Source organism: Corynebacterium sp. HMSC14H10 (genome assembly GCF_001807105.1).
Lineage (GTDB): Bacteria > Actinomycetota > Actinomycetes > Mycobacteriales > Mycobacteriaceae > Corynebacterium > Corynebacterium jeikeium_D.
Genome location: NZ_KV787408.1, coordinates 1 through 24133 on the forward strand (window position 1 = coordinate 1; position 24133 = coordinate 24133).

General features: G+C 56.6%; 18 protein-coding genes and 2 pseudogenes. 17 read left to right on the forward strand and 3 right to left on the reverse strand.

The genetic code is table 11. The features are described 5' to 3' along the window. The first annotated feature begins 367 nt into the window (after positions 1–367). The 6 genes and pseudogenes from HMPREF3135_RS00575 to galK form a co-directional block, all read left to right on the forward strand. A complete protein-coding gene (locus HMPREF3135_RS00575; RefSeq protein ID WP_172954647.1) occupies positions 368–2665 on the forward strand; it encodes a polyribonucleotide nucleotidyltransferase in 2298 nt (765 codons plus the stop codon). 157 nt (positions 2666–2822) lie between these two features. After that, entirely contained in the window at positions 2823–3779 is a 957-nt protein-coding gene (locus HMPREF3135_RS00580; protein WP_049170826.1) for an aldose 1-epimerase family protein, read from the forward strand. A gap of 278 nt (positions 3780–4057) precedes the next feature. After that, the gene (locus HMPREF3135_RS00585) at positions 4058–5719 is read left to right on the forward strand and encodes a sodium:solute symporter family protein (protein ID WP_172954607.1); all 1662 of its coding nucleotides are present in this window, start codon (positions 4058–4060) and stop codon (positions 5717–5719) included. A 16-nt stretch (positions 5720–5735) separates the two neighbouring features. Continuing rightward, positions 5736–6017 carry a hypothetical protein gene (locus tag HMPREF3135_RS00590; protein ID WP_049170832.1) on the forward strand — a complete coding sequence of 94 codons (282 nt, stop codon included), beginning with the start codon at positions 5736–5738 and terminating at the stop codon, positions 6015–6017. 9 nt (positions 6018–6026) lie between these two features. Further along, positions 6027–7172, forward strand: a pseudogene (gene galT, locus HMPREF3135_RS11500) (galactose-1-phosphate uridylyltransferase); the annotation flags it as partial. Between the two features lie 54 nt (positions 7173–7226). Continuing rightward, a pseudogene (gene galK / locus HMPREF3135_RS11505) lies at positions 7227–8438 on the forward strand (galactokinase); the annotation flags it as partial. A gap of 28 nt (positions 8439–8466) precedes the next feature. On the opposite strand, the gene HMPREF3135_RS00600 reads toward galK, so the two are convergent. After that, positions 8467–9855 carry an MDR family MFS transporter gene (locus tag HMPREF3135_RS00600; RefSeq protein WP_224433133.1) on the reverse strand — a complete coding sequence of 463 codons (1389 nt, stop codon included), beginning with the start codon at positions 9853–9855 and terminating at the stop codon, positions 8467–8469. A gap of 264 nt (positions 9856–10119) precedes the next feature. Between HMPREF3135_RS00600 and dapB the strand changes: the two genes are divergently transcribed. The 11 genes from dapB to HMPREF3135_RS00655 all read left to right on the forward strand — a co-directional run bounded on the left by dapB (position 10120) and on the right by HMPREF3135_RS00655 (position 22789). Beyond that, complete coding sequence (gene dapB / locus HMPREF3135_RS00605; RefSeq protein ID WP_049170836.1) at positions 10120–10872, forward strand: 4-hydroxy-tetrahydrodipicolinate reductase; 753 nt, start codon at positions 10120–10122, stop codon at positions 10870–10872. A gap of 20 nt (positions 10873–10892) precedes the next feature. Beyond that, entirely contained in the window at positions 10893–11645 is a 753-nt protein-coding gene (gene thyX / locus HMPREF3135_RS00610) for an FAD-dependent thymidylate synthase (RefSeq protein ID WP_070437339.1), read from the forward strand. Between the two features lie 58 nt (positions 11646–11703). Further along, a complete protein-coding gene (gene dapA / locus HMPREF3135_RS00615) occupies positions 11704–12609 on the forward strand; it encodes a 4-hydroxy-tetrahydrodipicolinate synthase (protein WP_049170841.1) in 906 nt (301 codons plus the stop codon). Then, positions 12609–14690 (forward strand): ribonuclease J, encoded by a 2082-nt coding sequence (locus HMPREF3135_RS00620; protein WP_049170842.1) that lies wholly within the window; start codon positions 12609–12611, stop codon positions 14688–14690. The genes dapA and HMPREF3135_RS00620 overlap by 1 nt, the downstream gene beginning before the upstream one ends. A gap of 89 nt (positions 14691–14779) precedes the next feature. Continuing rightward, the gene (locus HMPREF3135_RS00625; RefSeq protein ID WP_049170848.1) at positions 14780–15397 is read left to right on the forward strand and encodes a TIGR03085 family metal-binding protein; all 618 of its coding nucleotides are present in this window, start codon (positions 14780–14782) and stop codon (positions 15395–15397) included. 105 nt (positions 15398–15502) lie between these two features. After that, positions 15503–18799 carry a DNA translocase FtsK gene (locus HMPREF3135_RS00630; RefSeq protein WP_070437355.1) on the forward strand — a complete coding sequence of 1099 codons (3297 nt, stop codon included), beginning with the start codon at positions 15503–15505 and terminating at the stop codon, positions 18797–18799. A gap of 236 nt (positions 18800–19035) precedes the next feature. After that, positions 19036–20169: a TerC family protein gene (locus HMPREF3135_RS00635; protein ID WP_070437341.1), complete on the forward strand. Its 1134-nt coding sequence runs from the start codon at positions 19036–19038 to the stop codon at positions 20167–20169. A 31-nt stretch (positions 20170–20200) separates the two neighbouring features. Continuing rightward, entirely contained in the window at positions 20201–20767 is a 567-nt protein-coding gene (gene pgsA / locus HMPREF3135_RS00640) for a CDP-diacylglycerol--glycerol-3-phosphate 3-phosphatidyltransferase (protein WP_016422605.1), read from the forward strand. A 24-nt stretch (positions 20768–20791) separates the two neighbouring features. Beyond that, complete coding sequence (locus tag HMPREF3135_RS00645; protein ID WP_016422606.1) at positions 20792–21334, forward strand: CinA family protein; 543 nt, start codon at positions 20792–20794, stop codon at positions 21332–21334. A gap of 51 nt (positions 21335–21385) precedes the next feature. Beyond that, positions 21386–21820, forward strand: coding sequence for a helix-turn-helix domain-containing protein (locus HMPREF3135_RS00650; protein WP_016422607.1), 435 nt, complete (start codon positions 21386–21388; stop codon positions 21818–21820). 141 nt (positions 21821–21961) lie between these two features. Next, positions 21962–22789, forward strand: a complete 828-nt coding sequence (locus HMPREF3135_RS00655) for a PspA/IM30 family protein (protein ID WP_005509356.1) — start codon at positions 21962–21964, stop codon at positions 22787–22789. A gap of 5 nt (positions 22790–22794) precedes the next feature. Here HMPREF3135_RS00655 and HMPREF3135_RS00660 read toward each other — a convergent pair whose 3' ends face one another. Together HMPREF3135_RS00660 and HMPREF3135_RS00665 are read right to left on the reverse strand one after the other, a co-directional pair. Then, positions 22795–23415: an energy-coupling factor transporter transmembrane component T family protein gene (locus tag HMPREF3135_RS00660; RefSeq protein WP_049170855.1), complete on the reverse strand. Its 621-nt coding sequence runs from the start codon at positions 23413–23415 to the stop codon at positions 22795–22797. After that, positions 23412–24113, reverse strand: a complete 702-nt coding sequence (locus HMPREF3135_RS00665; protein WP_049170859.1) for an energy-coupling factor ABC transporter ATP-binding protein — start codon at positions 24111–24113, stop codon at positions 23412–23414. Before HMPREF3135_RS00665 ends, HMPREF3135_RS00660 begins: the two co-directional genes overlap by 4 nt. Positions 24114–24133 lie beyond the last annotated feature (20 nt).

Below are 24133 nucleotides of genomic sequence, written 5' to 3' on the forward strand. Positions count from 1 at the left end.
ATCAGACACACTTTTTGTCACTTAACCCGTCGTTGTGGTATTCACTCATCGATGCGCTGTAGCGTGGCCACAAGTGAATACCTCATCGACAGGTGGAGGGGCTGATCGAAAGCGTGCGCATAAGTGCCGGGGCACCATCGATAAGACACGGTAATTCGTCGATAAGACACGGTAAACCATCGATGAGTCAAGAAAAGTCATCGATAAGTGCCCCCCGCCCCGCAAACTCCTAGAACCCCGCGTAGGTGCAAGAACCCAGATGCAGTGAGAGATCTCCGATCCGTCCAATACGAGAACTTTCCGCGTTAGCTGGTAGAATGCGTGACGCAAACGAAGTTCATTCGATCTTTTACAGGCGACATCGATGATCGCCGCTATTTCTAGGAGTAAGAAACCTATGGCCAACAGCAAGGCTGTTGAATTTTTCTTTGATGAGGATTTCGGTATTACCGAGGCCGTTGCCACCATCGACAATGGTGATTTCGGCACCCGCACCATTCGCTTTGAAACGGGCCAGCTGGCTCGTCAGGCCGATGGTTCGGTGACCACCTACTTGGACGAGGAGACCATGCTCCTGTCCACCGTCACCGCTTCCAACCAGCCCCGCGAGGGCTTTGATTTCTTCCCGCTGACCGTCGACGTTGAAGAGCGTATGTACGCTGCGGGCAAGATTCCGGGTTCGTTCTTCCGCCGTGAGGGCCGCCCGTCTACCGATGCCATCCTGGCATGTCGTCTGATTGACCGTCCGCTGCGTCCGACCTTCGTCAAGGGCCTGCGCAACGAGGTACAGGTTGTTGTCACCGTCATGTCCTGGGATCCGAAGGACCGTTACGACGTTGTCGCAATCAACGGCGCGTCAGCTGCAACTCAGCTTTCCGGGCTGCCGGTCTCCGGCGCTGTCGGTGGCGTCCGCATCGCGCTTGTTGCTGATGACAAGCACCCAGAGGGTGCATGGGTCGCTTTCCCGACCGAGGAGCAGCACGAGCAGGCTCTGTTCGAGATGGTCGTCGCTGGCCGTATCGTCACCCGCAAGCGTCGCGGCAAGAACGTCGAAGATGTCGCCATCATGATGGTGGAGGCCGGAGCAGGGGAGACCGTCGTCAAGCGTATTGCTGACGGTGCACCGGCGCCGACCGAGGACATCGTCGCCGCTGGCCTCGAGGCAGCAAAGCCGCACATCAAGGTTCTGTGTGAGGCACAGAAGGGTCTGGCTGAGCGCGCAGCGAAGGAAACGCAGGAGTTCCCGCTGTTCCCGGCATACAGCGATGAGATTTTTAACGCAGTCGAGAAGAAGTCCGCTAAGAAGCTGGCCAAGCTGCTCACCATTCCGGGTAAGCAGGAACGAGATGACGCCACCAATGAGTACATGGAGGACGTCGAGGGGCAGCTGCTGGAGCGCTTCGTATCCGATGATGTCGACGAGCAAGCTGCATCTAAGCAGATTCGCGCTGCATACAACGCAGTGATGAAGCAGATTGTCCGTGAGAAGATTCTGGCTGAGGGCTTCCGCATCGATGGTCGCGGTGTCACCGACATTCGTGACCTGGGCGTTGAGGTCGGTCTGATTCCGCGTGCCCACGGCTCTTCGCTGTTTGAGCGCGGCGAGACCCAGATTCTGGGTGTCACCACTTTGGATATGCTGAAGATGGAGCAGCAGATTGACTCGCTGACTCCTGTTACCTCCAAGCGCTACATCCACCACTACAACTTCCCGCCGTACTCCACCGGCGAGACCGGTCGTGTTGGCTCTCCGAAGCGCCGCGAGATTGGTCACGGGGCACTGGCTGAGCGCGCTCTGCTGCCGGTCGTGCCGTCCCGCGAGGAATTCCCGTACACCATTCGCCAGGTCTCCGAGGCTCTTGGATCCAATGGTTCGACCTCCATGGGCTCGGTCTGTGCTTCGACTCTGTCGCTGTACAACGCCGGTGTGCCGCTGAAGGCTCCGGTTGCCGGTATCGCCATGGGCCTGGTTTCCGGCGAGGTTGACGGTGAGAACCGCTTCGTCGCACTGACCGATATTCTCGGTGCCGAAGACGCATTCGGTGACATGGACTTCAAGGTCGCTGGTACTGCGGACTTCATTACCGCACTGCAGCTGGACACCAAGCTCGACGGTATTCCGTCGAAGGTTCTGGCCGATGCTCTGTCCCAGGCTCGTGATGCACGTCTGGCCATCCTGTCCACCATGGCTGAGGTCATCGAGTCTCCGGACGAGATGAGTGGTCTCGCTCCGAAGATCACCACCGTTAAGGTTCCGGCTTCGAAGATCGGTGAGCTCATCGGTCCGAAGGGCAAGACCATCAACGGCATCACCGAGGAAACCGGTGCTGATATCTCTATCGAGGACGACGGCACCGTATTTGTCTCGGCAACTTCCGGTAAGGCCGCGGACGCTGCAATCGAGCAGATTAATGCCATTGCTAACCCGCAGCTGCCGAAGGTCGGCGAACGCTACCTGGGCACTGTCGTGAAGACTGTCGCTTTCGGTGCTTTTGTCTCCCTGACTCCGGGCCGTGACGGTCTGATCCACATCTCCAAGCTCGGTGGCGACAAGCGCATCGAGAAGGTCGAGGATGTCATCAATGTCGGCGACAAGATTCAGGTCGAAATCGCTGATATCGACAACCGCGGCAAGATCTCGCTGGTTCCGGTCGAAGACGATTAATGCTTGGCGACGGAGGATGTGCTTTAGGTAGCCTCCAACAACGCGTGTAGCGATGGCGCGGTTAGGTCACAAATTGACCTAACCGCGCTTTTGTTTTGGGTTAATCTCGGGTTTCGAAGGGATTAATTTTCGAACCCACGTGGAAGGTAATTTGCGCATGCAACTTGTCGCGCACGATCATGAATTCATCGACATTGCGGCCGGTGGCTATGTCGCAAGTATTTCCCAGTTCGGTGGTGGACCGAGATCACTGGAGTACTGTGGCCTGCCACTGCTGACTGACTATCCCAAAGGGTTCAATCCACCGTTGTCCGCAGGTACGCTCCTGGCTCCGTGGCCGAACAGGGTCGCTGACGGAGTATTCATCTTTGATGGGGAAGTCCATCGACTAGATATTTCGGAGCCGTCCCGGGCGAATGCTATTCACGGATTTGTTGCAGATCGCGTTTGGTCTGTGGTCGATTCTGATGACAGCAGCGTCACCTTGGGCGTGGAAGTTGAGCCGCAACCGGGCTGGCCTTGGGAACTCGGTATGACCGTGCGCTGGCAAGTCACGTCTGCAGATGGCCTATCGGCGGAGTTCACAGTGCATAATCGCAGCGATAGGGAGTGCCCGTTTGGTCTGGGCTGGCATCCCTATTTAAGCGCGTTGGGCGCTGACTTCGGCAGTTGCACACTACGGTTGCCCGTTGATAACAACCTGCCACTGGAGCCAATTCGAAACTTGCCCGCCGGCCCAGCGGTGCCAGCGGAGACAGTGGTTCCCAGCCTTCGAGAGGGGGTATCCCTGGATGGACTGTGGCTGGATCACTGCTTCTTTGCTGCCGCGGAGGCAGCGGGGAGTCACTCACCGTGCCGTCGTGAAGCACATTTGGTTGGACCAAATGGCAAGGGTGCTGTGCTCTGGGCCGATGATGAATTCCGCTTCTTCCAGGTCTATGTTGCCGACGCTGGACGACGAGAAGGATTTCCTGGGCACGGGAATGCGATTGCGGTGGAGCCAATGACATGTCCGCCGGATGCGCTACGCTCCGGTACCGGTTTGCTGCGAGTTCAGGCTGGAGAGACAACAACTCTTGCCATGGGACTGCGCGCGGAAACGGGCGGAAAATAGTTTTCCCAGCGCAGAAGAGTGCAGCCCCCTCAATCGGGTTAAAACCTTCTTAATTAATTCACCTGGAATTAAGAATGGAAAATACACTTGGGGACGAATGTAAAAGAATAGGTCTTCCTTTTGTTCCGGATAGTGGCTATCTGGCCCCACACTTCGGGGTAGGTCGAGCCACTTTCACGGCCTTGATGGGCGTGCACCAGCCAGGTGCCGAGAAAAAGAAATCCAAATTCGTGCATTTCCTGAATACGTTTTGACTCCCTAATTGTGAGGAGGCCGTCGTGATAGTGGCGCAATCAGCCCTACGGCTCGAGGCATCATGGGTGGATTACTCCATTGTTGCCCTATACTTCCTATTCGTCCTAGGCATTGGCTGGGCTGCACGAGCCAAAGTGTCCAGCTCCATTGACTTCTTCCTCTCTGGGCGCTCACTGCCGGCTTGGGTGACAGGGTTGGCGTTCGTCTCAGCCAACCTAGGCGCAGTGGAAATCGTCGGTATGTCCGCAAATGGTGTGGAATACGGTTTCCAGACCATGCACTACTTCTGGATTGGTGCGGTTCCCGCCATGGTGTTCCTGGGCATTGTCATGATGCCCTTTTACTATGGCTCCAAGGTTCGCTCAGTACCAGAATTCATGCTGCGTCGTTTTGGTCCCGGAGCGCACCTTGTCAACGCGATTTCATTCGCCGTCGCGCAGCTGCTCATCGCGGGTATCAACCTTTTGCTGCTGGCCAAAGTGGTCAATGCGCTACTCGGCTGGCCACTGTGGCTGACATTGGTCGTCGCTGCAGTCATTGTGCTGTCCTACATCACGTTGGGCGGACTGTCCGCAGCGATTTACAACGAGGTACTTCAGTTCTTCGTGATTGTCGCAGCTCTAATGCCACTGACTCTAATCGGTCTGCACAGCGTCGGCGGCTGGTCGGGGCTTAAGGAAAAAGTTGCCACTGAATCGCACTTCCACACCTGGCCGGGCACGGATATTTCTGGTTTTGACAACCCGGTAGTTTCAGTCATCGGATTGGTATTCGGTTTGGGATTCGTGCTGTCCTTTGGCTATTGGACAACGAACTTCGTGGAGGTTCAGCGATCCATGGCAGCCGATTCGCTGTCGGCCGCACGCAAGACTCCAATTATCGGCGCGTTTCCAAAGATGTTCATTCCGTTCATCGTGGTGCTGCCGGGCATGATCGCCGGCGCGACTGTCGCACCCATCATGGATCAGACTGCCAAGCCTAACGACGCAATTCTGTACCTAATGAGAGATTTGCTTCCCAACGGCCTGCTGGGCATCGCTATTGCAGGGCTACTAGCAGCCTTTATGGCAGGTATGGCGGCGAATATCTCCGCGTTCAACACAGTCTTTAGCTACGACATTTGGCAGACCTACGTCGTCAAAAATCGAGCAGATGATTACTACCTCAAGGTTGGTCGTATCGCTACCATTGGCGCGACCGGCATCGCAGTGTTCACCGCATTGATTGCCGATAATTTCGGCAACGTCATGGACTACCTGCAGACGCTATTCGGCTTCTTCAACGCACCGTTGTTCGCTACCTTCCTTATCGGTATGTTCTGGAAGCGCATGACGCCGACAGCAGGTTGGACGTCTCTGCTCGCAGGAACGGGTGCTGCGATTTTGTACTGGTACATCTCCGAGTTCACGTCGGCAAGCGCAACCATCTTTGAGCTGCCGGGGCAAGGCACTGCGTTCGCTGCCGCCTCCGTGGCATTCGTCGTCGATATTGTGGTGGCTGTGGTCGTTTCGCTCATGACAACGCCGAAACCCGATGAGGAGCTGGTGGGCTTCGTCAAGTCCGTCACGCCGAAGGCTCACTTCACAGACGCTGCTGAGGCAGAGCTGCCATTGTTACAGCGAACTGTTCCGCTGGGTATTTTGTGCCTGGTGATGGCCGTAGTTCTTAACATCGTTTTCGCATAGGAGCTAGTGAGAAATCATGTCACGGACACACAACAATTCAACTGTAGAAGCGACTATCAGCACCGGTAATAAGAAAGCAGGTGCCTTTGACATTCGCAATGTCATTGGGGCGCTGCTTGGTCTTTACGGCATCATTTTGCTGCTGTCGTGGCTGTTCCTCGATCCTGGAGTTAACCCGGAGACCAGTGTTGCCAAAGAGCCGATGTATAACCTGTACAGCGGCATAGCCCTGCTTCTCTTTGCAATCGTTTTCTATGCCTGGGCAAAACTGCGCCCAACGGTTGTCGAAGAATCATAAGGAGTAAAAATGACAACCGATGACCAGCCTTCTCACGCTTTTTCGGTAACGCGCACTACGCTTGCCGACGGTCGCGAGCTAATCTACTTCGACGATGAACCGGACTATGTCTCGGGCAAAAAGACTCGAAAGTTAACCGACGAACGTGATTTGCCACAGGCGATTACGGAGTCGGAGCTGCGCCAAGATCCGCTGACAGGTGATTGGTACTGCTACGCGGCGCACCGCATGAACCGCACCTTTATGCCTCCTGCTGGTGAGAACCCACTAGCTCCGACGCTGCCGGAACAACTTCCCACAGAGGTGCCTGCCAGTGACTACGACGTGGTGGTTTTTGAAAACCGCTTCCCTTCGCTTTCCATGCACATGGAAGTTCCGGATGACTTTGCCCAAACTGTCGACGGCGCCGAGATTTTCCCGCGGAAGCCGGCCTTGGCTCGGTGCGAGGTTGTCTGCTTTACCCCGAATGTTTCGGACTCCTTCCGGGATCTGACCTTTACTCGTGCTCGCACCGTTATTGAAGCGTGGGCGCACCGCACTGCGGAACTCAGCAAGCTCGAAGGTGTGAGGTTGGTGTTCCCCTTTGAAAACAGGGGCAAGGAAATTGGGGTAACGCTGCAGCATCCTCATGGGCAGATTTACTCGTACCCGTATCTGCCCCCACGTGCGGCAGCCATTGTTTCACGCGCGAAAGCCCACTTCGAAACCACCGGTCGTGACCTCTTTGAGGATGTCCTGGAGGCCGAAAAGGCTTCAGGTCGACGGATCATCGCAGAAGGGGAGTACTTCACCGCATTCGTCCCAGCTGCAGCTAAGTGGCCAGTCGAAGTCATGATTATGGCTAACCGCGCTGTCGGTAGTTTTCAGGAGCTGACCGATGCGGAGAAGGACGAACTGACAGCAATGTACCTTGACCTGCTGCGACGTATTGACCGATTCTTCCCCGGCATCGACAAAACGCCGTACATCGCAGCATGGAACCAAGCTCCGGTAGGCGAGGATCACCAGTTTGGCCGCCTCCACCTGCAGCTCTATTCCATGATGCGCTCTGCAGGACGCATGAAGTTCCTCGCGGGTTCAGAGTCCGGGCAAGGAGCCTGGATTTCGGACACGACCCCGGAGGCAATCGCTGACCGCTTCCGGGAAGTTGGCCAGACTCGCTGGCTTCCCACTCGCTCCCATAAACAGGCGGTATCTGACGTAACTGAGCAATTCCGCCGCAGTTTCGGTTCGGAACCACAGGGCGTCTTCCGCGCCCCAGGCAGAGTCAACCTGATTGGCGAGCATGTCGATTATGCCGGTGGTATCTGTCTGCCATTCGCGTTGGCACAGAGTACTTTCGCAGCGGTGGGTGCCCAGGCTGCTGGTGACTCGTGGACAGTGCGAGTTGTTTCGGACTTGATGGACAAGGACGACGCCGCAGACGGTGACAAGCCGGTTGCTATCGCAATGTCCGATGTCGGTCCGAACTCTCCTGCAAATTGGACGGGATACGCAGTTGGCACTATCTGGGCTATGCGTGAGGCAGGGCTGTTGCCCGCGGATTGTCCAAGCCTTGACATTGCGATTTCCTCCGATGTTCCGATCGGTTCCGGGCTCTCCAGCTCCGCCGCTCTGGAGTGTTCTGTCGGCGTTGCAGCCTTTGAGCTCGTCCACGGGCGCGCACCAAACGATGAAGAGCAGCAGGGAATTGTTGAGGCGGCTATCCGCGCAGAAAATGAGGTCATTGGTGCCTCTACCGGCGGTCTGGATCAGCGTATTTCCATCAAGGGCAAGGAAAACCACGCACTGGTCATTGATTTTGCGAAGAGTTCTGACCAGCTTGTAAAGGCTGCTTTCGCAGACGAGGACCTAGAGGTTTTGGTAATCAACACCAACGTTCGGCATAGTCTCTCGGATGGTCAGTATGCGACGCGTCGCGGAATCATCGATGCCGTGACAAATGGTCTTGGGGTATCTGATTTCCGCGGTCTGGATGATGCAGTTGGTGCTGCTATCAATTGGGCGAAGGAGAACGTCCCAGCTGAGGCAGATAGGGATCAATGGGTTGATACCGTGGCGCGCCGAGTACGTCACGTTGTTACCGAAATTGACCGGACGGCACAGGCGATTGAAAAGCTTTCCGAGGGGGACTTCGAGGCCTTTGGCACGTTGATGGTGGCAAGCCATCTTTCGCTGAGGAATGACTACGAAGTTTCCTGTCCAGAGCTGGATCTTGCTGTGGACGTAGCGCTTGAGCAGGGGGCGCTTGGTGCCCGAATGACTGGCGGTGGCTTTGGCGGCAGTGCCATTGCGCTGCTGCCACACGACCGTGTCAGTGCTGCAGCGAATGCAGTTGCGTCGGCCTTCCGTGACAGAGGAATGCCGGAACCGGAGTTTTTCGTTGGAAATCCCGGGCCGGGAGCAAGCCGCCTAGTTTAGGCGGTATTCCCCCCGGTCTTGGGGGGGGCTACTGTAATGCAATCTTCTTCCGCTGCGGCTTGAGCAGCGTGGTGAGGAAGATTAGCACCACGGCAAATCCCGCGGCGGTAAACATCGCAATGCTATAGCCACGAATCAAGTCGTCGGCGGCAGGAGCTGCTGCACCAGTGCCGGACAGGCCAGTGGCAATAACAGCTGACAGCGCCACAAACAGTGCGGTACCGACAGCGCCGGCAACCTGCTGTAGCGTGTTCATGATTGCTGAGCCATCCGGGTAGAGGCGCTTCGGAAGATCACCAAGACCGAATGTGAACAGCGGAGTAAACAGCAGCCCCAGGCCAATCTCAAGGACGATGTGGCAGGCGACAATCCACCATAGCGGAGTCGATGCTGAGATGAAGCCGAGCCCGAAAAGACCGAGGGCAAGGACAATGGAGCCGGGAATTGCCAGTGGGCGCGGACCATAGCTGTCAAAGAGCCGGCCGACAGCCGGTCCCATCAGACCCATAACCAGTGGACCAGGCATCACAATCAAACCAATAGTCTTGACATCGACACCTCGCAGATTGAGGTAGAGCGGCAAAATGATGATCACACCGAACATCAGCATGAAACCAATGGTCAGAATGATTGTGGACAGCCTAAAGCTCTTTGTGCGGAAGGTTCGAAGATCCAGCAGAGCTCGGTTGTGCGGTGCCAAACGGCGCTGGCGCATGATGAAGAACACCAACAGCACGATGCCGACTGCGCACAGGATTCCGTCGATAAGCGAAAACTCTGCGCCTACGCGGCTCAGCGCGTACACCAGCGGGCCGAATGCGCCGGCACTGAGGAACACCGAGAGGATATCGATGGGCTTCGCGGAGTTTTCCTCAATATTGGGAACGAGGATGACGCCCACTACCAGCACAATTAGGCCGAGCGGCAACATCGTGTCGAAAAGCGCATGCCAATTGTTATTGGCAATCTCCAGAATGAGACCGGAGATGGTCGGTCCGATAGCAGGCGCGACAGCGATGACCACGCTCATTCGTCCCATCATGCGCCCGCGCTCATGCTCCGGTACTACGTTGAGCACCGTGGTCATCAGCAGCGGCAGCAGCACTGCGGTACCGGACGCTTGGACAATGCGTGCGAGCAGAACGATCGCGAAGTTTGGCGCGAAAGCACCGATGAGAGTGCCCACGACGAATAGTCCTTGACTGACCGCGAAAAGAATGCGGAACGGCACTGCCGAAATGAGAAATCCAGTGACCGGAATGACAACTGCCATGGTCAGTAGGAACGATGTTGTCAGCCAGCCTGCGGTAGCTGCGCTGATTCCGAGGTCCGCCTTGACGACGGGAATTGCGACGCTCATGACCGTCTCGTTCAAGATAGCCATGAATGCCGCAGCTAGTAGCACGTAAATGGCCATATAAGCACTTTTGGGCGCATCGGCCTGTGGTGCCTCCGAACTTGGGCTGAGTTCGGAATCTTCAGATTCAGAAACCAATTGAAGTCTCTTTCTATATATCGGTACAGAAATAGGTAATTGTCGAAGATATGGAATCTTAGCGCAACAAAAACCCCGTCGTAAGTCGACAAAAAGGCAAAGCGGACGGGGGCATTGGCACACAAGTTGGCCAACACATTCTAAGGTAAGGGAGAAAGATAAACCCGTTGGGAAAGGACAATAGCTGTGAGCAATATCAAGGTCGGCGTACTTGGCGCCAAGGGCAAGGTAGGGTCCACCATCTGCGAGGCAGTCGAAGCCGCCGACGATTTGGAGCTGGCAGCGGGTCTCGACTCTGGCGATGACCTGAATGAACTTGTCACCGCTGGTGTGCAGACCATTGTTGACTTTACTCAGCCCGACGCTGTGATGGGCAATCTTGAGTTCTGCATTAAGAATGGCATCAACGCCGTCGTGGGTACTACGGGTTTTACCAAGGAGCGCCTCGATCAGGTGCAGCGCTGGCTTGACGACGCCGCCGGTGAGGCCAATGTTCTTATTGCACCGAACTTCGCAATCTCCGCGGTACTGACGATGAAGATGGCGGAGCTAGCCGCTCCGTACTTCGATTCCGCTGAAGTTATCGAAATGCACCACCCTTTTAAGAAGGATGCCCCCTCGGGCACCGCTATCCACACTGCTGAGGCTATTGCTCGTGCTCGCAAGGAAGCCGGCATGGGGGAGCAGCCGGACGCCACTGAGCAAACTCTCGATGGTGCTCGCGGTGCTGAGGTCGAGGGCATTCCGGTGCACGCAGTCCGTATGACCGGTTCGGTGGCTCACGAGACCGTTATCTTTGGTGCAGAAGGGCAGTCGCTCACCATCAAGCAGGACTCCTACTCGCGCACCAGCTTCGTACCAGGCGTTCTGCTGGGTGTGCGCAAGATTGAGGATTTTCCGGGCCTGACTGTGGGACTGGAGCCGTTCCTGGGACTTTAATGGCCGGGAGTTAACTGAAAATGTCTGAAAATGTCACTCTCAAGGCGCAGCTAACCGCCGCGACGAACTTCTTCCCGCCGGAGGACATCGACTTTGATACCGATGCCGATGGTGGGGAAGCATTGATTGAGTTCTCCGGCAGGGCTTGTTATGAAACGTGGGACAAGCCCAATCCACGAACGGCGACGAATAGGGGATATCTGCGACATGTGCTTGAGGTAGGCCACACCTCACTTTTTGAACACGCAAGTGCAAGCATCTATGTTCGTGGGCTGTCGCGCTCGTGTGCACATGAACTCACACGGCACCGCCACTTTTCCTTTTCGCAGTTGTCGCAGCGGTTTGTGCCGGCCAGTTCCAACAATGTTGTGGTTCCTCCCGCAATTGCGGAGGACCCGGATCTGTTGCGAGTTTTCGAAAGCGCGGTTGATCAGTCCCGTTTCGCCTATGGTGAGTTATTAGACGCACTGGAAGAGAAGTGGGCCGACGAGCCCAACGCTATCTTGCGGCGAAAGCAGGCACGCCAGGCAGCCCGGGCGGTTTTGCCCAATGCCACCGAAACTCGAATCGTGGTTACTGGTAATTTCCGGTCTTGGCGCCACTTCATTTCGATGCGTGCGACTGAGCATGCCGATGCTGAAATTCGGGAGTTGGCAGTGGCTTGCCTGCGGGAGCTGCAGCGCTGTGCTCCTGTTGCTTTTGGGGATTTTGAGATTAACACTCTGAAGGATGGGTCGGTCGTCGCGTCGAGTCCTTACGCCTTCGAGGGGTAATCGCACGTACAGTGTGAAGATATAGTCGATTGAGATTTTTAAGAAAAGGTAGTCAACAATGAGCACAGGAATTGCGTCAACTCGCGGTGCTGACATTTTCGGCACCGTCGCCGTAGCTATGGTGACCCCTTTTGATAAGGACGGAAACCTCGATGTCAAGGCGGGTGTGCAGCTCGCTGGTCATCTTGTAGACGGTGGCTGCGATGCACTCATTCTGGCCGGTACTACCGGCGAGTCGCCTACTACGACGGTTGAGGAAAAGCTTGAGCTTCTCCGAGCTGTCCGTGCAGAGATGGGTGACGAGGTTAAGCTCGTGGCCGGTGCCGGCACCAATGACACGGCCGGGTCCATCGAGCTGGCAAAGGCTTCTGTGGAGGCGGGCGCGGATGCGCTGCTCGTCGTCACGCCGTATTACTCCAAGCCGTCCCAGGAGGGGCTGTACCGTCACTTTACGGCAGTGGCTGACGCAACCGAGGCGCCGGTGTGTCTGTATGACATTCCACCGCGTTCGGTTATTCCGATTGAAGTTGATACCATTTACCGGTTGGCGGAGCACCCGAGAATCCAGGCTGTTAAGGACGCCAAGGGGGATTTGGGAGCTGCCGCCGGCATTATCGCTAATACTGATTTGGCGTGGTACTCCGGTGACGATGTGCTGAACCTTCCGTGGCTGTCTATTGGCGCCACCGGGTTTATTTCCGTTATTGGACATGCAGCCCCGCAGCTGCTGGCTGAGGTGCGCTCTTGCTTTGACAAGGGAGACCTTGCTGGTGCGCAGGCTGCCCACGCGAAGATGACTCCGCTGTTTGCCGCTCAGGCTGCACTTGGCGGTGTAAGTTTTGCTAAATCCGCTCTGCGTCTGCAGGGCATTGAGATAGGAGATCCACGCTTGCCGCAAATTGCAGCAAATGACCAGCAGCTTGAGGTGCTTGAAGAAGCTATGCGGAAGGCAGGTGTTCTGTAGTGGCTGAAGGACGCAATCGCGCCCGCAAGGTAACTCGTAAGGCTGGTCCGCCTTCCGAGTCCGACGTGGCTGCAGCAGAGCAGTCCAATAACTCTGCATCCAAGGGTTCCGACAAGGGTGGAGCTAAATCCAACGGCTCGAAGTCCTCGCAGCGTTCCGGTGAGCGTAAGAACTCCGGTAACGCTAAGAAGTCCCAAGGTTCCTCGAATTCTTCCAACCGCGGTTCCCGCGGTGGTCGCGGTGGCCGTGGAGGTAATCGCGGAAATAGTTCGAGGGGTGGCCGTGGCGGACGCGGTGGCAACCGTCGTAACGTAGTCCAGTCGATGCAGGGTGCGGACTTGACCCAGCGTCTTCCTGCACCGCCGAAGGCCCCCAAGGACGGCCTGCGCGTGGTTGCACTGGGCGGTATTTCCGAAATCGGTCGCAATATGACCGTGTTGGAGTACAAGAACCGCCTGATCATCGTCGACTGCGGCGTGCTGTTCCCGAGCTCGGATGAGCCGGGTGTTGACCTGATCCTGCCTGACTTCTCCTACATGGAAGACAAGTGGGATCGCGTGGAAGCTCTCGTGGTCACCCACGGTCACGAGGACCACATCGGTGCTATCCCTTGGTTGCTCAAGCAGCGCGCGGACATCCCGATTATTGCTTCTCGCTTTACCCTGGCACTGATTCAGGCCAAGACACAGGAACACCGTCAGCGCCCGAAGGTCATCGAGGTCAACGACACCAGCCACATTCAGCGTGGCCCGTTCGATCTGCGTTTCTTCAATGTCAACCACTCGATTCCGGAGTGCCTTGGCATCGTCATTAAGACCGGAGCCGGCATGGTCGTCCACACCGGTGACGTGAAGATGGATCAGACCCCGCCGGACGGAAAGCCGACTGACCTGCCGGCGCTGAGCCGCTACGGTGATGAGGGAATCGACCTCTTCTTGTGTGAGTCCACCAACGCTACGATTCCGGGCTTCTCGGGATCCGAGGCGGAGCTGGCTCCAACTCTGCGCCGTCTGATTATGGATGCCAAGCAGCGCGTTATCGTCGCGGCCTTCGCATCGAATGTTTACCGCGTGCAGGCGGTCATCGACGCAGCTGTTAAGGCTGGCCGCAAGGTTGCCTTCAACGGTCGCTCTATGATTCGCAACATGCGCATCGCGCAGGAATTGGGGCTGCTGACCGCTCCGGAAAATACCATTGTGGAAATGAACGAGGCCGCTCGCATGGCGCCCCACAAGGTCGTGCTGGTGACTACCGGTACGCAGGGTGAGCCAATGGCTGCGCTGTCTCGCATGGCCCGCCGTGAGCACCGTCAGATCACCGTCCGTGATGGCGACCTGATTATCCTCAGTTCTTCGCTGGTACCCGGTAACGAAGAGGCAGTCTTCGGCGTTATCAACATGCTGGCCCAAATTGGTGCCACGGTTATCACCGGTAAGGATGCGAAGGTTCACACCTCCGGTCACGGCTTTGCCGGCGAGCTGCTGTTCCTCTACAACGCAGCTCGTCCGTCGAACGTCATGCCGATTCACGGTGAGTGGCGCCACCTCCGTGCCAACAAGGAGCTGGCTGTGTCCACTGGCGTGAAGCCAGAGAACGTTGTCCTGGCTCAGAACGGTGTGGTAGTCGACCTCGTTGATGGCCGCGCTCGTGTAGTTGGCCAGGTTCCGGTCGGTAACCTCTACGTCGATGGCGTCACCATGGGTGACGTCGACGCTGACGTGCTGGCAGACCGTGCTGAAATGCGTGAAGGTGGTCTTATCACCGTCACAGCCGTCATTGATAACCGCACTGGCCGCCCGTTGGAGAAGCCACGGGCTCAGGCTCGCGGTTACTCGGACGACGCCAAGGAAGTGCTCGAAACCGTCGAGCAGGTCGTTGACGATACTCTCTTTGACCTGGCTGGCAGTGGCGAGAACAACCCGTACCGTATGGCTCAGGAAGTTCGTCGCCGCACCGAGCGTGTCATTAACCAGAAGTGGCGTCGCAGCCCGATGGTTGTTCCGACAATCGTGCCGATGTCCTCTGAGGCAGCCGAAGAGGTTACCGATGAGGAAATCCAGGAGTCGCGCGAAAGTATCTAAATTTCTAGAGCGTCTTTTAGCGTAAGAGCCCGCATCCACCTACAACCGTGTGGATGCGGGCTTCTCCGTGCCTGGTCTAGGCTGGAGCTATGACTTTTGCTGAACGGGAACGTGAAGACCTAGCTAATCTACTGCTCAGCGTCGGCCCCGACGCCCCGACCTTGTGCGAGGGGTGGACGACCCGGGATCTTGCCAACCACCTGTACATTCGTGAAAACCGTCTGGATGCCGCGGGCGGGATGTTCGTCAAGGCGCTTTCGGACCGCCTCGATGCTGTTACCGCTGAGGTCAATCGAATGCCCTACGTCGAAGTGGTGGGGAAGTGGGGTAGTGGTGCTCCGCGATGGAATCCAATGAACTGGGCAGACCGCTACGTCAACGCTGCGGAGAACTTCGTCCATCACGAGGATGTCCGTCGTGCCCAGGAAGGCTGGACCGTTCGTCAGCTGCCGCCCTCCGGAGTGTCGGACCTGTGGCGTCTGGTCACTACTGCCGGCCGTATGATGTTGCGCGGTTCGACCTCGACCGTGGTGCTAATGCGTGACGACGGAGTTGCGGTGACCCTAATCGACAACAGTGCTAAAGGTGCTCCAGTTGTGACTGTCCGCGGAAGCGTCGGGGAACTGGTGCTGTGGCTCTATGGCCGTGACGAGGTACGCGTCACCATCGACGGTGACGAATCGGGCATCAAGCGCAACAGTCTTTAAAATCACGTTCTCAGTTCTGGACGGTCGCGACAGCACGCCTGTTAAACAATGACACGCGTGTGACTAATGTGAAAACGATCCGGTGTTAGCTGTAAGGTAATGGTCATGTCTGCGACCAGCCGAACCAGAACTGACAATCGTCGTGGATCTTCCCGCTCTGCGGAGACAGATGCCACGCGGCGATACCCCGTGCACAGCGCCACGGAGGAATTCGAGCGCACTCCTAGCGCTATGTCGTTCGTGGCCAATAGCTTGGCCAGCGCCTGGACTGAAACTGCCCGCGGCGTGGCCGGTCTTGCCCGGCGGGTCAGCGGTCGCAAAAATAAGCGAAACGAAGAGGAGAATATGTCGCGGCGCGAAAGAGACGCCGATTTTTCGACGAAGCCCCGTAGGAAGCGTCGTAAAGCAGCTAGCGGCTATGACGATGTAATTGAACCGCCGGCACCGGCCTCCGTGCCAGCTGACGAGTTCGACGCAGACTTCGATGAGGGTGGCGAACCGGGATCGAAGGATGGCCTCGCACTACTCGTGCTGGCGTTGGCGATTGTGCTCGCTGGCTCGACATGGTTCCACCTGGCAGGGCCAGTGGGGGAGTTCATTGAAACGGCAGTGCGCACGCTCATTGGTATCGGCGCTTTTGTACTTCCGGTGCTGCTCGGTGTTGTTTCCGTATTAATGATGCTGGATGCTATGCCGCGCCGTGAACGTCTGACACCTACCATCACTGGAGCTTCGCTGATCGTGGTGGGGCTGCTCGCAATTGTGCATATCGGCTCGGGTCGTCCTGCGGACTGGCAGGGGCGACGTGCAGCTGGTGGCGCAATTGGTGGTTATATCGGTTCGCCGCTAGCAGCCGGGTTTACCTCGTGGGTCGCCGTGGTTTTGTTGCTGGGTATCGTTTTTTACGGCGCTCTGGTGCTCTCTGGCGCGACGGTGCGCCAGCTTATCGATGCCACTAAGGAATACTTCAACTTTTCCGAGTGGTCTTCGCGTCGTGCCGGCGACGAGCCGGAATCGGACGATCCCTACGGCAATGTCGATGACATGCTGGAACGTCGTGCGAGCTGGGATTCCGATACCGCATATGCCGATGAGGACTTTGACCAGCCGACGCAGCTAATTGAGCGTCGCCCAAGCCACAGCAGCCGCACGCAACATTCCTCGTCTCGTTCGACCGGTCGCCCTGCTTACCGAGCGCCCCGTCGTGGCGCGGATAGCCGTATATCCGCACCCGAACCCGCGCCTTACGACGAACCGGATACTGACGGTAACCTCTACGATCTTTTGGACGAAGAGCCGCAGAGGAACCGACAGGCTCCGCGACGTGCCCGTCAGGTTGAGGATGTCGACTACGATTCGGCAAAGACCACAGTGTTCGATGTCCGGAATGGGGCACCGCACTCCAATCGAGTTTCCCCAGTGGAGCCGGCGTTTCCGGCAGCTGAGTACGTGGAGGAAGCTCAGTCGGATGCAGTACATCGCGACACCGCTGAGACAGAATCGACTATTCCAGCTGTCGGGGGCACGAACTACCACGCTGTCGACGAGGATTATGACGAGTACTCCGAGTACCCGACGCAGGAGGCTGCTGCAGCTAATAACAGCGAACGGAATCGTGTTTCCGATTCCCGAGCTCCGAAACAGCCCGCTGTTCAACCTGAGGCCGTAGAGCCGGCGAGCGCGCCGCAGGGCGAGTCGTCTGTCGATGATTCGCGGGATGCAGTGTCTGAGGCTACCCGCCGCACAATGGATGCCATTGCCGCTCGTTCTGGTATCGATGCCTCTAAGATTCCGGCCACAACTCCGAAGTCTGAATTGGAAAAGGATGCCGAGGGTACTTCCGGTTCGTCGGCACGCACGCCGGAATCTGACTACCACCTGCCATCGACTAATTTGTTGATTCCAGGTGAGCGTCCCAAGACACGTACGGCGACGAACGACCGCATGATTGAGGCGATTACTGAAGTATTCGCAGAATTCAAGGTCGATGCTGCGGTGACTGGTTTCTCTCGCGGTCCGACGGTGACTCGCTACGAGGTCGAGCTTGGCCCGGGCGTGAAGGTCTCGAAGATCACGAACCTGCAGTCCAACATTGCCTACGCGGTAGCGACCGACAATGTCCGCTTACTGACTCCGATTCCGGGAAAGTCGGCCGTTGGTATCGAGGTGCCGAACAACGACCGTGAGATGGTTCGGCTTGCCGACGTACTCAACGCGCCCAAGACCGTTGCGAACGATGACCCGATGCTGATCGGTCTCGGTAAGGATATTGAGGGCGAGTTTATCTCGCACTCCATCCAGAAAATGCCGCACCTTCTCGTTGCCGGTTCGACCGGTTCGGGTAAGTCCGCGTTCGTAAATTCGATGTTGGTTTCGCTGCTGACTCGTGCGACCCCGGAGGATGTCCGCCTGATTCTGGTGGACCCGAAGATGGTCGAGCTGACTCCATATGAGGGGATTCCTCACCTGATTACGCCAATCATCACTCAGCCGAAGAAGGCCGCGGCGGCTCTGCAGTGGCTGGTTGAAGAGATGGAACAGCGCTACATGGACATGAAGGCCGCCCGCGTCCGTCACATCAAGGACTTCAACCGTAAGGTCAAGTCCGGTGAGATTACGACCCCACTTGGCTCGGAGCGCGAATACCGTCCGTACCCGTACATTGTCTGTGTCGTTGACGAGTTGGCAGACCTGATGATGACCGCACCCCGCGATATCGAAGATGCGATTGTGCGCATCACGCAAAAGGCCCGTGCCGCCGGTATCCACTTGGTGCTGGCTACGCAGCGTCCGTCTGTGGATGTGGTCACCGGCTTGATTAAGACGAACGTGCCATCGAGACTGGCATTCGCTACCTCGTCGCTCACGGACTCCCGCGTCATTCTTGACCAGGGCGGTGCTGAAAAGCTCATTGGTATGGGCGATGGCCTGTTCATCCCACAGGGTGCAGGCAAGCCGCGACGTCTTCAGGGGGCCTTCGTCACAGACGAAGAGATTCAGGCAGTAGTCGATGCAGCTAAGGCGCAGGCCGAGCCGGATTACACCGAGGGTGTCACGGAGGATAAGAGTGCTGAGGCTGAGCGCAACATTGACCCCGATATCGGAGATGACCTGGAAGATTTGCTTCAGGCAGTCGAGCTGGTGGTCACCGCACAGCACGGGTCGACCTCGATGTTGCAGCGCAAGATGCGAGTCGGTTTCGCCAAGGCCGGTCGACTGATGGATCTGATGGAAACTCGCGGAGTGGTTGGACCGTCAGAGGGATCTAAGGCACGTGAGGTGCTGGTCAAACCAGAGGAGCTCGAAACCATTAAGTGGATGATCAAGGGCGCAAACCCGGAGGATGCTCCTAAGGAAGAAGTAAACGTAGTCGACGCTGATCCGAATCAGTCTATGGCGTAGGACGACCCAACCTTACCGCCGTTTCTGATTGCGTGTATAGTCGGCACACGTGGAGGGGAGTATCCCCGGTAAAAGTGGATGTTTTCCGCTAGCCCGTGACGGTTATCGTCAGCACGGATTGGACGCACAGACTCGTCTTGCGCACATCGAATCCCGGTGCCGTCACTTTTGCCACTATGGCAGAAGCAGGAGAGACCTCCGGTTCATGTTCGCACGACCGGAGGTCTTTTTTTAATATGCATGTCCCCGCATTGGTATGGATTATCACCATTGTGGTCGTCATGGGTTTTATCGCCTTTGACTTCTATGCACACGTTCGCACGCCGCATAACCCAACTATGAAGGAAGCCGGCATCTGGACCGCTTTCTACGTAGTCTTGGCATTAATTTTCGGCGGAATGGTGTGGTTGTTATGGGATCCCCACCGAGGCATTGAGTTTCTATCGGGCTATATCACCGAAAAGGCGCTCAGCGTAGACAATCTATTTGTCTTTGCACTCATCATCGGCGCATTCAAGATTCCGCGCCAGTACCAACAAAAGGTTTTGCTGTTCGGTATTGCGATGGCGCTGGTATTCAGAGGCCTGTTCATTTGGGCTGGTGCGGCAGTTATTGCCAAGTGGTCTGACGTTTTCTACCTGTTTGCAATCTTCCTGATTTACACGGCTATCAAGACGGTGTACGACGAAGCCGTCGATAAGCCGGAACCCGATCCGTCGGATATGAAGCTGATTCAATGGCTGCGTCGAATCGTCCCAATTTCGGACCATTACAACAAGGACAAGCTGACCGTTAAGGAAAACGGCAAGCGTTACTTGACTCCACTTGCCATCGCGCTGGTGTCCATCGGTTTTATCGATGTGATGTTTGCGTTTGACTCTATCCCGGCTATCTACGGCCTGACGGATGAGGCATATATCGTCTTTACTGCAAATGCCCTTGCTCTCATGGGGTTGCGACAGATGTACTTCCTGCTCGACGGTCTGCTGGATCGCTTGGTGTACCTGGCTTATGGCCTGGGTGTCATCCTGGCCTTTATTGGTGTGAAGTTGCTGTTGCACGCACTGCATGAAAACAACCTGCCGTTTATCAACAGCGGTGAGAACGTGTCGGTGCCTGAAGTATCGACCTGGGCGTCGCTGGCGGTCATCGTCATCGTTCTGGTGGTGACTGTCCTGGCATCGTGGCTCAAGAGCAAGCGTGATGAAAACATGGGTGCGATTGCCCTTCCGCGTGTTCACCACGATGATGATGGAAGCCGCGATGGCCTCGGCTCTCACGCCTCCTCTACTTCTGTCAGTGAGGGGTCAACGTCGGCCGGAAGCGAAACTAACGGTTCACACACCGGTAAGAACGAGCCTGGGCGTTAATCGAACACGATTGTGAGATAAGGTAACAACTGTGACTGCTCCAAGTGCTGATACAAGCCGTGTTTCCAACTGGAACTTGCCCAATTTCCTGACCGTGCTTCGCATCCTCGGAGTACCGGTGTTCCTGTGGGTACTTCTTCAGGAGGGCGGCGAAGCCACCAATTGGCGCTGGTGGTCGTTTGTCGTATTCGCGCTTCTGATGGCGACTGACAAGTTGGACGGGCACCTCGCACGTAGCCGTAACCTCATTACCGACTTTGGCAAGATTGCCGATCCGATTGCCGATAAGGCTCTAATGCTGGCTGCGCTGATTGGTATGAACATCATCGACATTCTGCCGTGGTGGGTGACTGTCATCATCGTGATTCGCGAAGGTGGCATCACCATCTGGCGTATGTTCGCCCTGCGTCAGGGGCGTGTTGTTCCGGCTTCTCGGGGCGGCAAGATAAAGACGGTCCTGCAGTCTGTAGCAGTGGGGCTCTTCCTGATGCCAGTGGACTGGTTGTTCTGGCCGTCCTGGATTGTGATGGTTGCCGCCATTGTCGTCACCGTCGGTACTGGTATCCAGTACATTGTGGATGCGCGAAAGGTCTCGTAGAGAAATTAAGTGGAGGGTAAAGCTGTGAACACAGTCGAACGCCTCGCCCAGAGCGACGAAAACGCTGACGGTGTCGATGGCGTTTCGCTTCAACTCGTCCAAACGCTTACGGCTCGTGGCGAGACTTTTGCAGCCGCAGAATCACTTACCGCAGGTCTTCTCTGCGCTACAGTTGCCTCCGTACCGGGAGCCTCCGCCGTTCTCCGCGGTGGCGTGGTCACTTACGCCACTGACACGAAGGCGTTGCTTGCCGACGTGCCAAAGGATGCTTTGGCCGCATATGGCCCCGTGTCCGAGTTGACGGCCCGGTATATGGCACTTGGAGTGGCAAATAAAGCAGTGGCGGACTGGGGGATTTCGCTAACTGGCGTTGCTGGTCCAGCGATGCAGGATGGGCACCCAGTAGGTGAAGTCTGGTGTGGTCTGAAACCGCCGGGAGTTTCGTACCTTGATGGGGTAACTGCTGTTAGGTTGCCGGTGAATAAAGAGGGGTCGCGCGCGGAGATTCGTCGTCAAGCAGTGGTATTGGCGTTAGAACTGTTGTTGCAGAATCTCGACGGTGAGTAGAATTTTTGAAAATTGGGAACAGGTCGGCCTTCTAAAGCGTTAGAGAAAGTGATGACCAACAATACTGCACTTATGACCATTCGCTACCCAGAGGTAGATAGCGCTGCCGCTTTCGAAGCTTCCATGGATGCCACAGCACCGTCGGCGCGGGTGGCTGTAGGGGAGCAGCCTGGATCGGTTGCAAAGTTAACGGCACAGGATTTGGCGGAACGGGGAGAATCCCGTGAGCCACTCCTGCGAGAGGCACTGGGGGAGACGCTGCGTGATATCCGTTCGCGCAGTGGACAGACGCTGCGTGAGCTTTCTGAAAATGCGGCTATTAGCCCTGGTTATTTGTCTGAGCTTGAGCGTGGACGGAAAGAAGTCTCATCTGAGCTGCTGGCGTCGGTATGCGCGGCGCTTGGTGTGACGGTGTCGGATTTGATGATGGAAGCAGCCACAGCGATGGCCCTGCATTCGGCGAGCCCAGAATTGGCAGCGATGTAGAAATTGGTTGCGGCGGTGGAATTTCATTCCATTGCTCCGGTACTTAGCACCCGAAGACGCTCGGCTTTAGTTAAGATTGGGTGCGCGATAAGCACAGACCTGCTTTGAGGTAGTTGCAATAAGAAAGGTGTATGGGACGCTATGGCTAATCCATTTGTAAAGCTGTGGAATTACTTGATGGCCGCTTTTGATTCCAAGATTGAGGAAAACGCTGATCCGAAGGTGCAGATTCAGCAGGCTATCGAGGATGCCCAGCGGCAGCACCAGGAACTATCGCAGCAGGCAGCGGCGGTGATTGGTAATCAGCGCCAGCTGGAAATGCGCCTTAACCGTCAGCTCGCTGAGATTGAGAAGCTGCAGGGGAACACTCGTCAGGCATTGCAGCTCGCTGACAAGGCTCGTGCTGAGGGGGATACTGCCAAGGCTACGGAGTATGAGAACGCAGCTGAGGCTTTCGCAGCTCAGTTGGTTACTGCTGAGCAGTCGGTAGAAGATTTGAAGGCTCTGCACGATCAGTCGCTGCAGCAGGCGGCTCAGGCTAAGAAGGCCGTCGAGCGTAATTCCATGCAGCTGCAGCAGAAGGTCGCGGAGCGCGCAAAGCTCCTCAGCCAGCTGGAGCAAGCAAAGATGCAGGAGAAAGTCTCTGAGTCCCTGCAGTCGATGAATCAGATTTCTTCGGGGGCTACACCTAATCTGGATCAGGTTCGTGACAAGATTGAGCGTCGTTACGCTAACGCTCTTGGTCAGGCCGAGCTAGCTCAGAACTCGGTTCAGGGGCGTATGGCTGAGGTAGAGGCCGCAGGCGTTCAGCTTGCTGGGCACTCTCGCCTGGAGCAAATCCGCGCAGAAATGAACGGTGGCAACGAGCTCTCTGGTGGCGAGGCTCAGAAGTCCATCGAGGGAAGCGCTGCCTCCAACGTTGACCCTGCTGTTGCTGAGCGCATGCGCCAGCTGCGTGAGGGCAATTAATTCTCCTACTCACCTTCACCACGTGCGATTAGCGAATCACCCATTGCCTTCGAGCGATTAATGGTTCGGATGACCACAGGTACGCCGAAGGCAATGATTGAGCCGGCAGCCCCTCGTGCTTTTCGAGCCTCCAGTACCTCGGCAGCGGCCATAACCTGAAGCGGAATCATACGCAGCGTCAGCGATAGTGCGAGCGCGATGGTGTCGACTGGTAGGCCGAAACGGGCGAACGGCTGCATCGCAGTGGTCAAAGTATCCATGATGTCGCTGACGCGGGTCGTCAGCGTTAGCAATATTGCCGCTGCGATTGCGGCGAGAAGCGCGAGGAAGGTCGTCAGCGCTTGCTCACCCCCGGCGCGCCACCACAGGAGAAGCGAAAGCAGCGCCAAAATGACTACGGCTCCACGGAGCTGTCGGAAAGCAACCATTGGTGGCACCTTGGCCACCGCATAAGCGAGGGTGACAATTGCCAGGGCAATCGCCCCGCCTAGCCAGGTATCCACGAGAATCCCGGTGAGCAATAAAAATGCGATGACAATGATGAGTTTGGGGGCCGTCGGGAGCCTGTGCACAGGCGACTTATGGTTTAGGTAAAGCCCTAACGGGACATCGGCTGGATGAATCATGAGCGGCCTTCTTCCGCACGAGTCATATCGCTGACGTATCGGTCAATAACTTCCTTCGGCGCACCGTCGTCGACGATTTCTCCTGCGCTTACACGGATAACTCGGTCGAAGTCCATAAGAAAATCCAGATCATGAGTGACCACGATAATTTGCTGCTCAAGCTGGGCGAAAATACTCCGAATGTGGAGACGATTGCGCAAGTCGAGGAGCGTAGTGGGCTCATCGGCAATAATGGTCGTGGGATTAAGAATTAACACTGCCGCCAGCGCCAGTAGCTGTTTTTGTCCACCCGAGAGCAAGTGTGGCGAGGCGTCAGCATGATCGGCAAGCCCAAACCGCTCGAGGGCTTCCTGCACCAGCTGGTTGCGCTCATCCTTTGGTAGTTTTCGCTTGCGTAGTGAAAAGGCAATGTCCTCTGCGACTGTAGGCATCACAATTTGATTATCCGCATCAGAAAAGATGAAGCCGACATTCTTGCGAATTGCCTTTGCCTGCTTTGCGACATTCATGCCCTCATACGTGACCGTGCCACCAGTGACCGGGCCCAGGCCGTTAATGAGTCGCACCAGCGTGGACTTACCGCCACCGTTTTCGCCGATAATGCCAATGCGCTTCTCTGTGAGAGTTAGCGTGGTCGGCTTCAGTATCTGGCGTCCCGAATAGGTTGCGGAAGCGCGGTCAAAAGCGATGGTGGGCATAGTGCGACTCGAGACCCTTT

Bases quoted from the DNA above. Each gene is read 5' to 3' on its own strand.
- HMPREF3135_RS00625 (WP_049170848.1), top strand. From the start codon at position 14,780: ATGACTTTTGCTGAACGGGAACGTGAAGACCTAGCTAATCTACTGCTC.
- thyX (WP_070437339.1), top strand. From the start codon at position 10,893: ATGTCTGAAAATGTCACTCTCAAGGCGCAGCTAACCGCCGCGACGAAC.
- HMPREF3135_RS00660 (WP_049170855.1), bottom strand. From the start codon at position 23,415: ATGATTCATCCAGCCGATGTCCCGTTAGGGCTTTACCTAAACCATAAG.
- HMPREF3135_RS00600 (WP_224433133.1), bottom strand. From the start codon at position 9,855: ATGGCCATTTACGTGCTACTAGCTGCGGCATTCATGGCTATCTTGAAC.
- HMPREF3135_RS00590 (WP_049170832.1), top strand. From the start codon at position 5,736: ATGTCACGGACACACAACAATTCAACTGTAGAAGCGACTATCAGCACC.
- HMPREF3135_RS00665 (WP_049170859.1), bottom strand. From the start codon at position 24,113: ATGCCCACCATCGCTTTTGACCGCGCTTCCGCAACCTATTCGGGACGC.
- HMPREF3135_RS00635 (WP_070437341.1), top strand. From the start codon at position 19,036: ATGCATGTCCCCGCATTGGTATGGATTATCACCATTGTGGTCGTCATG.
- HMPREF3135_RS00650 (WP_016422607.1), top strand. From the start codon at position 21,386: ATGACCAACAATACTGCACTTATGACCATTCGCTACCCAGAGGTAGAT.
- HMPREF3135_RS00655 (WP_005509356.1), top strand. From the start codon at position 21,962: ATGGCTAATCCATTTGTAAAGCTGTGGAATTACTTGATGGCCGCTTTT.
- dapA (WP_049170841.1), top strand. From the start codon at position 11,704: ATGAGCACAGGAATTGCGTCAACTCGCGGTGCTGACATTTTCGGCACC.
- HMPREF3135_RS00580 (WP_049170826.1), top strand. From the start codon at position 2,823: ATGCAACTTGTCGCGCACGATCATGAATTCATCGACATTGCGGCCGGT.
- HMPREF3135_RS00630 (WP_070437355.1), top strand. From the start codon at position 15,503: ATGTCTGCGACCAGCCGAACCAGAACTGACAATCGTCGTGGATCTTCC.